This is a genomic window from Flavobacterium sp. (assembly GCF_046153165.1).
GTDB lineage: Bacteria > Bacteroidota > Bacteroidia > Flavobacteriales > Flavobacteriaceae > Flavobacterium.
On the sequence record NZ_JBJXEN010000111.1, the window covers coordinates 1 to 13,660 of the forward strand.

14 protein-coding genes are annotated in these 13,660 nt (G+C 28.1%); 3 read left to right on the plus strand and 11 right to left on the minus strand.

All coding sequences use genetic code 11. From position 1 onward, the window contains the following. The 7 genes from ACKVOV_RS13270 to ACKVOV_RS13300 form a co-directional block, all read right to left on the minus strand. Positions 1-2,086 (minus strand): efflux RND transporter permease subunit (locus ACKVOV_RS13270; protein ID WP_409207242.1); only part of this gene is annotated, 2,086 nt, incomplete at its 3' end. A 73-nt stretch (positions 2,087-2,159) separates the two neighbouring features. Beyond that, on the minus strand, positions 2,160-3,602 hold the full coding sequence (locus ACKVOV_RS13275) for a sensor histidine kinase (protein ID WP_409207243.1): 1,443 nt from the start codon (positions 3,600-3,602) through the stop codon (positions 2,160-2,162). Then, positions 3,547-4,209, minus strand: coding sequence for a response regulator transcription factor (locus ACKVOV_RS13280; RefSeq protein ID WP_409207244.1), 663 nt, complete (start codon positions 4,207-4,209; stop codon positions 3,547-3,549). Before ACKVOV_RS13280 ends, ACKVOV_RS13275 begins: the two co-directional genes overlap by 56 nt. A 3-nt stretch (positions 4,210-4,212) precedes the next feature. Continuing rightward, positions 4,213-5,628 (minus strand): DUF3570 domain-containing protein, encoded by a 1,416-nt coding sequence (locus ACKVOV_RS13285; RefSeq protein WP_409207245.1) that lies wholly within the window; start codon positions 5,626-5,628, stop codon positions 4,213-4,215. A gap of 9 nt (positions 5,629-5,637) precedes the next feature. Further along, positions 5,638-5,847, minus strand: a complete 210-nt coding sequence (locus ACKVOV_RS13290; protein WP_409207246.1) for a DUF4266 domain-containing protein — start codon at positions 5,845-5,847, stop codon at positions 5,638-5,640. Positions 5,848-5,852: 5 nt separating this feature from the next. Beyond that, positions 5,853-6,836 (minus strand): FAD:protein FMN transferase, encoded by a 984-nt coding sequence (locus ACKVOV_RS13295; protein ID WP_409207247.1) that lies wholly within the window; start codon positions 6,834-6,836, stop codon positions 5,853-5,855. Continuing rightward, positions 6,836-7,264: a thioredoxin family protein gene (locus ACKVOV_RS13300; protein ID WP_409207248.1), complete on the minus strand. Its 429-nt coding sequence runs from the start codon at positions 7,262-7,264 to the stop codon at positions 6,836-6,838. Before ACKVOV_RS13300 ends, ACKVOV_RS13295 begins: the two co-directional genes overlap by 1 nt. Before the next feature lie 165 nt (positions 7,265-7,429). Between ACKVOV_RS13300 and ACKVOV_RS13305 the strand changes: the two genes are divergently transcribed. Both ACKVOV_RS13305 and ACKVOV_RS13310 read left to right on the plus strand, forming a co-directional pair. Beyond that, positions 7,430-9,523 carry an LTA synthase family protein gene (locus ACKVOV_RS13305; protein ID WP_409207249.1) on the plus strand — a complete coding sequence of 698 codons (2,094 nt, stop codon included), beginning with the start codon at positions 7,430-7,432 and terminating at the stop codon, positions 9,521-9,523. 6 nt (positions 9,524-9,529) lie between these two features. Next, positions 9,530-10,261, plus strand: coding sequence for a YoaK family protein (locus ACKVOV_RS13310; protein WP_409207250.1), 732 nt, complete (start codon positions 9,530-9,532; stop codon positions 10,259-10,261). Positions 10,262-10,290: 29 nt separating this feature from the next. Here the strand turns inward: ACKVOV_RS13310 and ACKVOV_RS13315 are convergent, their stop codons facing one another. The 3 genes from ACKVOV_RS13315 to ACKVOV_RS13325 form a co-directional block, all read right to left on the minus strand. Beyond that, positions 10,291-10,800, minus strand: coding sequence for a DinB family protein (locus ACKVOV_RS13315; protein WP_409207251.1), 510 nt, complete (start codon positions 10,798-10,800; stop codon positions 10,291-10,293). Positions 10,801-10,842: 42 nt separating this feature from the next. Beyond that, positions 10,843-11,322 carry an Lrp/AsnC family transcriptional regulator gene (locus tag ACKVOV_RS13320; RefSeq protein WP_091477442.1) on the minus strand — a complete coding sequence of 160 codons (480 nt, stop codon included), beginning with the start codon at positions 11,320-11,322 and terminating at the stop codon, positions 10,843-10,845. A gap of 76 nt (positions 11,323-11,398) precedes the next feature. Then, complete coding sequence (locus tag ACKVOV_RS13325) at positions 11,399-12,562, minus strand: M14 metallopeptidase family protein (RefSeq protein ID WP_409207252.1); 1,164 nt, start codon at positions 12,560-12,562, stop codon at positions 11,399-11,401. Between the two features lie 303 nt (positions 12,563-12,865). On the opposite strand from ACKVOV_RS13325, the gene ACKVOV_RS13330 reads away from it, so the two are divergent. Further along, positions 12,866-13,345 carry a helix-turn-helix domain-containing protein gene (locus ACKVOV_RS13330; RefSeq protein ID WP_409207253.1) on the plus strand — a complete coding sequence of 160 codons (480 nt, stop codon included), beginning with the start codon at positions 12,866-12,868 and terminating at the stop codon, positions 13,343-13,345. Here the strand turns inward: ACKVOV_RS13330 and ACKVOV_RS13335 are convergent. After that, positions 13,346-13,660: 1-acyl-sn-glycerol-3-phosphate acyltransferase (locus ACKVOV_RS13335; protein ID WP_409207254.1), on the minus strand; the 315-nt coding region annotated here is incomplete at its 5' end.

The window sequence follows — 13,660 nt, forward strand, 5'->3', positions numbered from 1 at the left end:
CACCAAAAACTTTAACAGCCACATCAGATCGAGTTCCAGAAATTAATTCGTTAAAACGCATTTCTATAGGCTGTGTAAATTCTATTTCCATATTTGGAATTTGTTTTTCGATGGCTTCTTTTATTTTGTCGGCCAATTCGTCTTTGCTTGAAGCAGAAACCCATTCTGATTTTGGCTTCAATTTGACTATGATATCACTTTCTTCCATACTCATAGGATCTGTTGGGACTTCGGCAGCTCCAATACGACTAACCGCTTGCTCTACTTCAGGAAAATTTTTAAGAATTATCTTCTCTATTTTTGTAGTTGTAGCAATAGTTTTAGATAATGAAGTTCCTGTTTTTAAAACGGGTTGAATGACAAAATCTCCTTCATCGAGCGTAGGAATAAATTCTCCACCCATTGTAGCAAACAAACCAATTGCAAGAAACAGTAACCCAACTGCGCCATATATTACTTTTTTTGTATTAGCTAGCGCCCAAATAATTACGGGTAAATAAAAAGAATTTAGCTTCTGAATTAATCTGTTGGATAATGATTTAGGGTTTTCTTCTGTTGGTTTTAAAAATAATGAAGAAACCACAGGAACATACGTAAAGCAGAAAAGCATGGCACCAACTAAAGCGAAACTAAAAGTCATGGCCATAGGTTTAAACATTTTACCTTCAATACCCGATAAGGAAAGAATTGGAATAAAAACTATTAAAATAATTAATTGTCCAAAAATGGCCGAATTCATCATTTTAGAAGCACTTTTATAAGTAATTTGATCAATCTCTATCTGACGATCTTCTTTCGATAAGTGACCTAAATGTTTCGATTTATGGGCAATTTGGAAAGCTATAAATTCAACAATGATAACTGCTCCGTCAATAATAATTCCAAAATCAATAGCACCTAAACTCATTAAGTTAGCATCAATTTTAAAAATATTCATAAAAGAAATTGCAAATAGTAAGCATAAAGGAATAACCGAAGCTACCACCAAACCTGAACGCCAATTTCCGAGCAATAAAACCACCACAAAAATCACGATTAAACAGCCTAAAATTAAATTTTCTGCTACCGTAAAAGTAGTTTTACCCACTAATTCGCTACGTTCTAAAAAGCCATTAATATAAACTCCTTGAGGTAGTATCTTCTGAATTTCAGCGACTCTATTTTTTACATCAGTTATTACTTGTTTAGAGTTCCCTCCTTTTAGCATCATGACTTGACCTAGCACTTTTTCACCCTCACCATTGCCCGTAATTGCCCCAAAACGGTTGGCATTTCCGTAACGTACTTGTGCTACATTTTTGATATAAATAGGTAAACCATTTGTATTTTTTACCACTATATTTTCAATATCTTGAATAGATTTTACTTTTCCTTCGGCACGAATAAAATAACTTTGATTTACTTTTTCAATATAAGCACCACCAGCAATACTATTATTTTTTTCTAAAGCATTAAAAACATCGGAAGTAGTAATATTCATCGCTTTTAAACTGGAAGGAACTATTGCAATCTCGTATTGCTTAAGATATCCTCCCCAAGTATTTATCTCTACAACTCCTTTTATACCAGATAATTGACGTTTTACAACCCAATCTTGTAGTGTGCGTAAATCAGTTACAGAATATTGAGATTTAAATTCTGGTTTCACTTCTAATGTATATTGATAAATTTCACCTAAACCAGTAGTAATAGGTCCCATTTCTGGTGTTCCAAAACCTTGTGGAATTTTTTCTGAAGCTGATTTTATTTTTTCGGCAATTAATTGTCTTGGCAAATAAGTTCCTAAGTCATCTTCGAAAACAATCGTTACTACCGAAAGTCCAAATTTTGAAATAGATCTAATTTCTTTAACACCTGGCAAATTTGCCATCTCAATTTCGACAGGATACGTGATAAATTGTTCGATATCTTGAGTAGAAAGATTACGTGAGGTAGTTATAACCTGAACTTGATTATTAGTCACATCTGGTACCGCTCCTATAGAAATTTGTGTTAATGAAAAAAGTCCAAAACCTAATACCAGTAAGGTAAAAAGCAGTACAATAAGTTTATTCTTTAAACTGAAGGCAATTATTTTCTCAAGCATATTTTTTACTTTTATATTTTACAAAAATAAAAAACATCTAACCTAAATTCCTTAAGAACCACTTAAGAAACGCTTATGAGAAACTTAAAATTAAGGTGGTTCCTATGTTTTCTTGGCTTGAAATTTGAACATCTATATTAAGCAAAGCACTTAATCTTTTTACAATAGATAATCCGAGCCCAGTTCCTTTAATTTCTATGTGTTCGATAGCTTTAGAACGGTAAAATTGATTAAATATTTTTTGCAAGTCTTCTTTTGGTATACCTATTCCAAAATCGGTAATTTGGCATTTTATTTTACCTTCATTTTCAAAAATAGTAATATTTATATTTGAATTATTATTTGAATATTTTAATGCATTTGAGATTAAGTTATTAATGATAATAGATAATAAATAATTATCGCTTGTTACATAATAATCTTTGTCAAAATTAGATGAAATGTGTATATTTTTAGTTTGAATAATACTTGAATATTGAGAAACTGTATCTAGAATTATAGCATTTAAATAAGTTTTTTCAATTTTTATACTTTGCTTTTGATTTTCAAAACGGGCAAGTAAAAGTAATTGATCAACTAAATAATTTAAACGGTTAACTTCGGAAATACAAAAGTTAATTTTTTCTTTATATTCATCTTCATTTCTGGGTTTTCTAATTAAAACTTCTAGCGTTCCTTTTATAATAGTTAGTGGAGTTCGCAGTTCATGAGAGGCATCAGATGTAAATTGTTTTTCTCTATCTATAGTATTTTCAATTCTATCTAATAAATTGTTTATTGTTTCTGATAATACAAAAAGCTCATCTTTATTTTGAGGCAATAAAATTCGAGATTTGAGATTATCTTTTGTAATTATGTTAGATGTTTCTATTATTGCACTTATTGGTTTTATACTTCTACCTGCAATTAATCTTGCAATAACAAAGAGTATCAATAAGATTAATGGATATGCAATTATTAATATTTTCGATAAATTATTAAGTACCATTATCGAATCTTCTAATGACATGGCAACTAATAAATAGCCTCTTTTAGTTGAATTTTCAAATATTGGAACTTGAATTTGTCGGATTGATTTATCAACTAACTTTGTATCAAATAATTCATAATCTTTAATTTTTGAATTAAAAAGTAAAGTTTGAATTTTTAGATTTGGGGATTTCTCAGCTATTACTCCATTTTTATCATAAAACTGAATAAAAACTGGATTTACGGCAACTGTATTGTGTTCGCGTTCTCTCCATTCGTCATTATGAATCAGACCAATATGATTGCTTTTTATTTCAATCTCAGTCAGATGCTTTTCGACTTCAGTTCTAATATCATTATTTATATGGGTATAGACACTAAATTTTACAATAGAATAGATACCAAAAAATACTACAAAAATTAATAGTCCTGTAGTAATAATGTAATTTGATGCAATTCTATTTTTGAAAGAAAGTTGAAACATAATTCGTTTAATCGTTTGCAATATAACCAACACCACGAATGGTTTTGATATAATCTTCTTCAATTTTTAAGTTAAGTTTTTTTCTAATAGCGTTCATAAAAACATCTATTACACCTGTATCATAATCAAAATGAATATCCCAAACGTCTTCAATTATTTGAGTTCTAGAGCAAACTTTTCCTTTATTTTTAACTAAATAACATAATAATTCGAATTCACGTTGAGTTAATGTTACTTCTAAATCATTAATAAGAACTTTATGTTGCAAAACATAAATTTTAATGGTTCCAAGTTTTAATATTTCTTCTTTTTTCTGATTTCTAAAATGCACCTTGATACGTTCCACTAATTCATCAAAACTAAAAGGTTTTTTAATATAATCATTAGCTCCAGCCTTCAATCCTTCAATTGTTTCTTGTACTGTATCTTTTGCTGTTAGAAAAATAATTGGTGTAGTTGTATTTTTTATTCGGATTGCTTTACATAATTCTAATCCGCTCATTTTTGGCAACATCCAATCTAATAAAATTAAATCAAATTTTTCTTTTTCGGATAATTCAAAACCTTCTAATCCGTCGGAAGCAGTTTTAATTTTATAACCTTCTTCTTCGAGTCCTTGTTTTAGGAAATTAGAAATTCCTATTTCATCTTCAACTATTAAAATATACATGATTTATTGCATTATAAACTTAAAACCGATTGTTCCAATATTAGCATTTAGCCCTTCATTTCTTGTGTAATGATTAAATCTAAAATCAATATTTTTTAGACCTAAACCAAAAAACTCTGTTGTGGCAAAAATATCTGTATAATTCACACCAAAACCATACTGATTTGCTTTGAAAGTTGATAAATCATAATCCGAAGTGTAGTATTCTTCTGTCGAAAGATGTTTTTCAAAGGGGGCAAAATATTTTGAAGCATTTTGAATATAATACCTATATGTTGGATAAATGGTGAATTTATCTGATATTTTATAAGGAATTTCGATACTTGCTGTTTGTGAATTAATTCCCCAATCATCCCAATAATATCTATAATAAGTTCTTAAAGTAAGTTTTTCATTTATATAATAATTCCAACGGAAACCTACTGGTAATTTGAAACGAGAATTTGGTAATCTTTCTACATCATCTGCTAATTGATAAACACCAATATTGTTTGAAGTTTCATAAATTGGAATATAGCTAGCAATTCCTATATAATAATTAGCTTTGTCAGCAAAATAAATTCTTTGATATGGTGTAGAAAGCATTCCTTCTTGCTTTAAAATATCAAAAAACAGAGAAAATTGAGTCTTTTTTGTTAATACTTGAGAAAAACTAACTGATGCTGAGTAAGAATTTCTACTTGTTGAAGTCCAATTTTTAAATTTATTGGGTAAATAAGCTGTTGTAGCATTCCCATTTTGATTTAATATTGTTACTCCTCTTAAGAAACCAGTATATTGAAAATTTGAACCATAAGTTCCGTACTCATGAAGTTCTGTAGGATAAATAGGTCTCCACTGGTCAAGATATGCATTTAATTTTAATGAAATTTCAGAGTTTTTTTCGTTAAAAAGCTTAGTAACTCCTCCTCCAAAACCAATTGATGTGTAGTCAAATTCATTTGAAAAAGCAACATCTGCATTCCAAATAAAATTTCTATCATCACTACTATGGCTATAATTTGCTGTTAGTCCTATTAGTTGATCACTTTTTGAAGCGCCTGATGATGCTTGCCACGGAGTTCCTTTTGGAGGTGAAGTCGTGGTGTTTCCTGATGCTCCAGTAGTACTTGAATTAAAAGGGTTTATATTACTTGATGATGCTGATGAATAAGCTGAAATACCAATATCAACTGTTAAAACATCATCATCATTTAGCGGCATAGCTACAGTTATATTTGACGCAAAGTCAGATAGTTTTTCTGAACCTATTCCTCCCCCTACTGCAGAATGATTCCCTTTTTGATTATAATAACTGTTTAAAAAATCAACTTCTGTACTTTCTAAAACTCTTTTTTTAAATACAATTGTGGTATCTTTCTCTTGTGCAAAAGAAAATAGACCAGCAAGTAATGTATAATAAACTATATACTTTTTCATTTTTATAAATTAATTGCATCCACAACCTCCGCCAGATTTTCCTCCATTTGCACCTGCAGCAGCTTCTCGATAAACTTGAAACGTTGTTTCATATTTTTCGACAGTTCTAGCAGCAAGTTTCATTTCTGGATCATTTATTTTTTCTTTTTCATACTCTTTTACAGAATTACATGATTGTAAAGCCGAATAAAGTAATATTATTAATAAACCTTTCTTCATTTTTTTTATTTTTTATTATCAATATTAATTCCTTTAGATGTGTGAATTTTCCCTTTATCATCTACTATAATACACTGAATTCCTTTAATTTGATTTACTAAATCTAGCCCAACATCAACACCTAAAACGAAAATTCCTGTTGCAAGTGCATCAGCAATTTCAGTTTGTTTTGCAAATACAGAAACACTAACTACACCTTGTGCAGGATATCCTGTTCTCGGATCTATAATATGTGAATACCTAATACCATTAAAAGTAACATATTTTTCATAACTCCCTGAGGTTTCTACCGCACTGTCATTGAGAGGAAATGTAGCAAAAACTTTATTTTTATTTATTGGGTTTACAATAGCAACAGTCCAAGGTTTTCCATCAGGTTGTTTACCCCAAGTATTTATATCTCCTGAAACATTTACGATTCCAGAAGTAGAACCTTTAGTTTGTAATAATTCTTTAATTTTATCTGCAATATATCCTTGTCCAATACCTCCTAAACCTAACTTCATACCAACATCTTTCAAAAATATGGTTTGATTTTTTTTATCTAATATAACTTTTTGATAACCAATTCGTTCAACCGATTTTTTAATAGCTTCTTCTGTAGGCATTTCAGTCATACTACCATCAAATTTCCAAATTTTATCCATTGAAGCATAAGAAATATCAAAAGCTCCGTTTGTTATTTTTGATATTTTTAAAGCTCTTTCAACTAAATCAAAAACTTCTTCATCTACTTTTACAGCTCTTATTCCAGCATATTTATTTACCTGAGAAATTTGAGTTGTTGGAATCCAATCAGAAATAAGATTTTCTATTCTTTTAACCTCTAAAACTGCCAAATTTGCATACTCATTACCTTGTAAACTATCCTTTGCAACAACTGTAATTTCGAACGGACTGCCAAGCATTGATAATTTTTTCTTATAGATCATTTGCCCATAAGATGCTGCTATTGTAAGTAAAAAAAAAGGGATAAATATTAGTTTCATTATTTTTCGAAGTCTTTAATAATTTTGATATAATCTTCAGCAGAAATCTTTTTGTAACTTGACATTCCTAAAACTTTTCCTGATTTATTTAAAAGTAACACCAATGGAAAAACCCCTGTTTTGTTGTATTTATCAGCTAATTTTTTATTACTTGCTACTAGTTCGTCAGAAAGCTGATGTTCTTTTTTCTTTGGAAAATCGGCTTTATATAAAATCCAATTTTTTTCATTTTTAAAAGCCTCAGATTGCCAAACATTTTTATCCAGCTTAATACAAGGTGCACACCAATCTGAACCTGAAAACACTAAAAATATATTTTTATTTTCCTTTTCAGCTTGAACCTTCGCTTCTTCAAAATTTGATTTCCAATCTTGAGAATAACTAAATAAAGAAGTGAAAAATAATGAGTAGAATAGTAACTTTTTCATCGTAATTATTATTAAATAACTTTAGTAAAAATAGCATTATAATTTCTACTATTTCTTGTTTCTAAGATAATTAAGGAAATATTAAGTTAGAAATTGTCTTTTGGAGAAGTAATATCAGGACTCAAAACAATAATTTCACTATTTTTGTAAAAAAACAATCCTTTTATGAAATTCTTAAAAAAATTATCTCCTTTTTACAATCTTACCATTCTTTATATAATTGTAAGTCTAATTTCAAGAATAATTTTACTATTTCACCCTATAACTCAATCTTCATTTGGATTTTTAGAAACTATCAAAATCTTTGGATTTGGCTTACTATCTGACTTTTTTGTTTTTGTAGTAGCTAGTTTTTTTCTTTGGTTATATTTAATATTTTTATCTAATTCAAAATACTTAAAACCATATGGTTATGTAATTTTTGGATTGTTAGTTGCATTACTTATTTATGTTTCTTTTTTTAATACCATTTTAAATGAATATGGTGGTGCTTTGCCTGAAATTGGAATTGCTTTTATCTGTATTAAAACATTATTATTTGGATTATTTTTATTTTTACCTAAGTATAGAAGCAAATTTAGATTTTGGATGTTCTCATTTGTCCTTTTTATATTTGTTGTTTGCATCATGCAAAATGCCATAAGTGAATACTTATTTTGGAACGAATTTGGAGTAAGATACAATTTTATTGCAGTAGATTATTTAGTTTATACCAATGAAGTTATTGGAAATATTATGCAATCTTATCCTGTTATTCCTATATTTTCAGGACTATTTCTAATCGCCGGATTAATCACTTATGTAATTGTAAAAAGATCTAAAAATTATTTAGATGAAATTCCAACTTTCGTTGAAAAAATGCAAATTTCAGGAATTTATTTTGCCTTATTTGCACTTTCCTTGTTAGCAATTCCTTTTTTGTCAAATAAAGAAAATTCTCAAAATATATTTGCTAATGAATTACAAGCTAACGGATTGCATAAATTTTATTTAGCTTTTACAAATAGTGAATTAGATTATTTTAAATTTTACAAAACATTACCTAATAATGAAGCATTTGCAGTTTTAAAAAATCAAATATCTACAATTTCGAATGAATCAACTTTAAGAAATATCAAAGCCGAAGCTGCCGAAAACCATAAAAATGTGGTTCTAATCACTATTGAAAGTTATAGTGCAGATTTCCTAAAAACTTATGGAAATGAACAAAATATCACACCTTTTTTAGATAGCTTAGCTACAAAGAGTTTACTATTCACAAACTTATATGCTGTAGGAAATCGTACTGTTCGTGGTTTAGAATCTGTTACATTATGTATTCCTCCTACTGCTGGAGAAAGTGTGGTGAAAAGAAAAGACAACAAAGATAAATTCTCGACTGGAAGTGTTTTTGCAAAAAAAGGTTATAATGTAAAATATATTTATGGTGGAGATGCTTATTTTGATAATATGGAAGATTTCTTTGCCGGAAATGGTTACGGAATTGTAGATAAAAAAACTTTCAAACCTGAAGAGATAACTTTTTCTAATGTGTGGGGAGTTTGTGATGAGGATTTATACAAAAAAGCGATAAAAACCATGAATGAAGAAGCAAAGGAAAACAAACCTTTTTTCAATCATATTATGACTGTGAGTAATCACCGACCTTTTACTTATCCCAATGGAAAAATTGATATTTCTGGGGATGCAAAATCTCGTGAAGGTGGCGTGAAATATACTGATTATGCTATGAAACAATTTTTTATCATGGCAAAAAAACAACCTTGGTTTAAGAATACAATTTTTGTAATTCTTGCAGATCATTGCGCTTCTAGTTCAGGAAAAACGGAACTTCCTATTGACAAATACCGAATTCCAGCCATGATTTATGCACCCGAATTTGTACAACCAACACATTACAATAATATGATGTCACAAATAGACATTATGCCAACATTATTAGGGTTACTGAATTTTAATTACCAAAGTAAATTTTTTGGTCAAGATGTTTTAAAAACAGATTATAAACCACGAGCGCTAATCGCTACATACCAAAACTTAGGTTTAATAAAAGATAATATTCTTACTATAATTTCACCTAAACAACAAGTAAAACAGTTAAGCCTTACTTTACTGCCAAATCCTAAAGTTGGAGCAGAATTTCAATTAATATATGAACAAAAACCTTTAGAAAAAGAAAGAACAGATTTAGTAAATGAAACTATTTCATATTATCAAACTGCTTCAGATATGCTAAAAAAGAAGAAATATCAGAAATAATAAAGTATGTTTCGTCATAAAGGAAAAAATAGAACTTTCTTACATAATTTGCGATTAGCGACTTTATTGTCATTTGTCGCAGGATTAGTAAATATTACAGGAGTTTTAGCTATAAAAACACTAACAACCAATGTAACTGGACATTTTGCGTTTTTTGCTGAAGAGGTAATGAAACATAATTATTCGACAGCATTAATTTTTTTTATGTTTATTATTTTCTTTTTGATTGGTTCTTTTACTTCAAACTTTCTTACTGAATTAGTACACAATAAAAATCCAGAATTATCACATGTTATTCCTATTTCACTAGAAATACTAGTTTTATTTTTAATTGGTTTTTTTGGAAAACAATGCAGCTCAACATTTTTAGAAGGAAAAACGATAGCTTTTGCTATGTTATTTGCTATGGGAATACAAAATTCATTAGTAACAAAAATTTCACAATCTACTGTAAGAACAACCCATTTGACTGGTCTTTTTACAGATTTAGGAATAGAATTATCACAACTTTTCTTCTATAAAAAGCTTGAAGAAATAAAACGGCTAAAAACTAACATTTTTTTACGAATATCTATTATTACATTCTTTTTTCTTGGATGTCTTTTGGGGGGATTTATCTATCAAGAATTAAAATTACAAACACTTTTTGTGGCTGTTTTTTTCCTTCTTATTGCTCTTTTATATGATTATATCCGTTTACAATTTTTTGTTATAAAAAGAAAAACTTTAAATCATTAATAGATAATTTTATAAATATCTAAAAAACATTATAGATACCTTTCTTTTATTACATTTTGATGATGAATAACATGTCCTGAAATAATAAACCCAACTGACAAGACAGAAATCTCATTTTCTGAAGCAATTCCTTTTGCAGATAACATTTCTTCAGAAAAACTTTCAAATAATTTTATTGTAGATTTTCTAACCAATATAAACTCCTGAAGTAAATCAGTCATTTCAATTGTCATTGTATTTACATTTGCAACATAATCATTTTCTTCAAAACCTGGTAATGGAGTTCTATCAAATCTTGCAAAACGCAAAGCTCTGTATGCGAAAATTCTTTCTGCATCAATAATATGACGAACTATGTCTTTAATAGTCCATTTATTTTCTTGATATTTATAATTGTATTTTTCGGTCGAAATATTTTCAATAAAAAGTATAAAATCATTTAAATTTTCTTCCATTGCAAGAATACAATCATCATTTTGCACATGATTTATATATGTAGCAAAATAAGCGGGATAATCTGAATCTAATATATTTTTCATAAAATAAAGATATAAAAAAAGTCCGCCGAAGCGAACTTTATATTACATATTTTTAAATATTGTATGCATTAACCTTTTCTTATCATTGATGCTTTCATCAAGGGAAATCATAGTTTCCGTTCTGTAAACACCTTCAATGTCATCTATCATATAAATAACGTCTTTAGCATGTTTTGTATCTCTTGCTCTAATTTTACAAAATATATTAAACTTACCTGTGGTAACGTGAGCTACAGTAACATAAGGAATTTCACTAATTCTTTCTAATACAAATTTAGTTTGTGAAGTATTATTTAAAAATACACCCACGTATGCAATGAATGAGTATCCTAATTTTTCATAATCAAGGGTCAATGAAGAACCTTGGATAATTCCTGCATCTTCTAATTTTTTAACACGAACATGAACTGTTCCAGCAGAAATTAACAATTTTTTTGCAATGTCTGTAAATGGTATTCTTGTATTGTCAATTAACATGTCAAGAATTTGGTGATCAACTTCATCTAAGCGAAACTTACTCATAACTATCTATTTATATTATATAATCGTAAAAATATTCTTTATTTTTTAAATTTTAACTAAATTTAAAACAAATTTATTACATTTTTATCAAACCATTAACAAATTTAATGTTTTTATTTAAATAAAAATTTGCTTTTTTACCTATTTCGGGAACATTATTAGTATTATTAGTATCATCACTATAGATAGCATTTTCACCATTATATTCTTGATGTCCAACAATTTCTAAATCTTCCCCTATTTCAGTAAAATAAGCTTCAAAAATTATTTCATCTCCTAACAAAACTTCTTTATACTGAGCTGCAAATGTACTAATTATATTTAATGAATTGCTATTAATTCTGATTTTTCTATAAACAATATCGTTAAACAACACTTTATTTTGTGGAATGTTTAGATAATTAGCTATTTTATCTTTTATTACATCGTTTTCGTAAATTGATTTTAAACCCGATACCAATGATATAAAAATATATTTACGCGTTTCTTCTCGCTGATAATCACCTTGAAAATGACCTGCTTCAAACAAAACTGTTGGAGTATCAAGCGATTGAAACATATCTCCTATACAATTTAGATTAAACGAATCATCAAATCTTCCTATCTGATTTGGAATATATTTTTGTAATTCATTATTCATCGCAACAATAATATTAACAGCTTTATAACGAATATCATTATATTCTCTAGTTTCATTATATGCAGGCGATAAAAAAGAAACCGTAGCAGGATTTTTTGTATCTCCAGCCGCAAAAATTGTACGCTGATCATGAAGGTTAAAACAATAATTAGGCTTAAAATCTTCGAACGTTTTTCGCAATAATAGGCTTTCAGGCTGAGATAAATCTACTGAATCACGATTTAAATCAACATTATTTGCATTTACTCGTGTATAAACTTCAGCTCCATCTGGATTCAAGATTGGAATACATAATAAGGTAAACTCATTTTTTATATTTTGAGCCTCTATAGAATTCTGTTTTAAGAAATTGAATAAATCAAAAAGTGCTTTTGTAGTAGTCGATTCGTTTCCATGCATTTGCGACCACATCAATATTTTTTTTGATCCTGTTCCTATTTTAACAGCATGTATTGGTTTTTTATTTACTGAATAACCTATTATAGAAACTTCAAAATCATTGGAAATATCTTCTAAAATAGGTTCTATATGTTTATTCGTAATATATCTGCCAAATAGTTTTTGTTGCTTTATTTCCGAGAATATTTCAATCCAATTCATAGTGATAATTTATAGTTTACAAAAGTAAACATCTTATATTTTACAATTGTAAACAATTAAATTTAATTGTTAATTGCTTTTTGTAAACATAATTTAACACTTAAATATCTTCTTTATTAAGTGTTGTTATTACTGAATTCACAATTATATTTAATGAAATTATTTAATTGATTATCAATATATTAAATAATTTTAATTAAACTTATGAATTACTTAAAATTGGATTTTTACAATTGTAAAATAGGATATATGAATACTATTGTTTACATTTGTAATTAACATTTTTTAAAATAAGAATTTACAATGGTAAACATAGATGATTTTATAAAAAGGCTTGAAATTATGCTTGATTATTATGGATTATCAGCATCTGGTTTTGCAGATAAAATAGGTGTGCAACGCTCTAGTTTGTCTCACCTCCTTTCGGGTAGAAACAAACCAAGTTTAGATTTGATACTTAAAATTATAGAGAATTTTCCAGAAGTCGATTTGTATTGGGTTTTGAATGGAAAAGGAAATTTCCCTAAATCTGAAATTAAAATTGAATCAAATTTTCAAACAACTACTCCTATTTCAAAAAATAATATCGAAGAAAATAAAGTTACCGATTTTCCTGATTTATTTTCTGATGAAAATCAAACAGAAAAAAATCCCGTATTTGAAAATATAAAAAATAATTTTTCAAATACGGGAAATATACCAAGCATAAAAAATGAGTCAGAAATTGAACGAATTGTAGTTTTTTACAAAAATGGGAGTTTTAAAAATTATTTGCCCGAATAATTATTTTTTTGGTACAAAACTGTTTTCAGGAATTTTTCCTAAAACACCAATATAATTTTGTTCTAATATTTTAAGATCTGCTTCGATATCTCCTGTTGAATAAAATGGCTTGCAGAGCTTTACTTCTTTTTGACCGAAATTAAAAACTACAGGAATAATTGGCACATTGGCTTTCATGGCAATGTAATAAAAACCCGTTTTCCATTCTGTAACTTTTTTACGAGTTCCTTCGGGAGCAATAGCAAGACGGAATACTTCTCTTTTTGAAAAAATATTTGCAATAGCATCTACTTTGTTTAAACCACCAGTTCTGTC

What these genes read in the sequence shown, in the direction of transcription:
- ACKVOV_RS13280 (WP_409207244.1), bottom strand. Translation starts at nt 4,209, where the DNA reads ATGTATATTTTAATAGTTGAAGATGAAATAGGAATTTCTAATTTCCTA.
- ACKVOV_RS13285 (WP_409207245.1), bottom strand. Translation starts at nt 5,628, where the DNA reads ATGAAAAAGTATATAGTTTATTATACATTACTTGCTGGTCTATTTTCT.
- ACKVOV_RS13290 (WP_409207246.1), bottom strand. Translation starts at nt 5,847, where the DNA reads ATGAAGAAAGGTTTATTAATAATATTACTTTATTCGGCTTTACAATCA.
- ACKVOV_RS13295 (WP_409207247.1), bottom strand. Translation starts at nt 6,836, where the DNA reads ATGAAACTAATATTTATCCCTTTTTTTTTACTTACAATAGCAGCATCT.
- ACKVOV_RS13300 (WP_409207248.1), bottom strand. Translation starts at nt 7,264, where the DNA reads ATGAAAAAGTTACTATTCTACTCATTATTTTTCACTTCTTTATTTAGT.
- ACKVOV_RS13305 (WP_409207249.1), top strand. Translation starts at nt 7,430, where the DNA reads ATGAAATTCTTAAAAAAATTATCTCCTTTTTACAATCTTACCATTCTT.
- ACKVOV_RS13310 (WP_409207250.1), top strand. Translation starts at nt 9,530, where the DNA reads ATGTTTCGTCATAAAGGAAAAAATAGAACTTTCTTACATAATTTGCGA.
- ACKVOV_RS13315 (WP_409207251.1), bottom strand. Translation starts at nt 10,800, where the DNA reads ATGAAAAATATATTAGATTCAGATTATCCCGCTTATTTTGCTACATAT.
- ACKVOV_RS13320 (WP_091477442.1), bottom strand. Translation starts at nt 11,322, where the DNA reads ATGAGTAAGTTTCGCTTAGATGAAGTTGATCACCAAATTCTTGACATG.
- ACKVOV_RS13325 (WP_409207252.1), bottom strand. Translation starts at nt 12,562, where the DNA reads ATGAATTGGATTGAAATATTCTCGGAAATAAAGCAACAAAAACTATTT.
- ACKVOV_RS13330 (WP_409207253.1), top strand. Translation starts at nt 12,866, where the DNA reads ATGGTAAACATAGATGATTTTATAAAAAGGCTTGAAATTATGCTTGAT.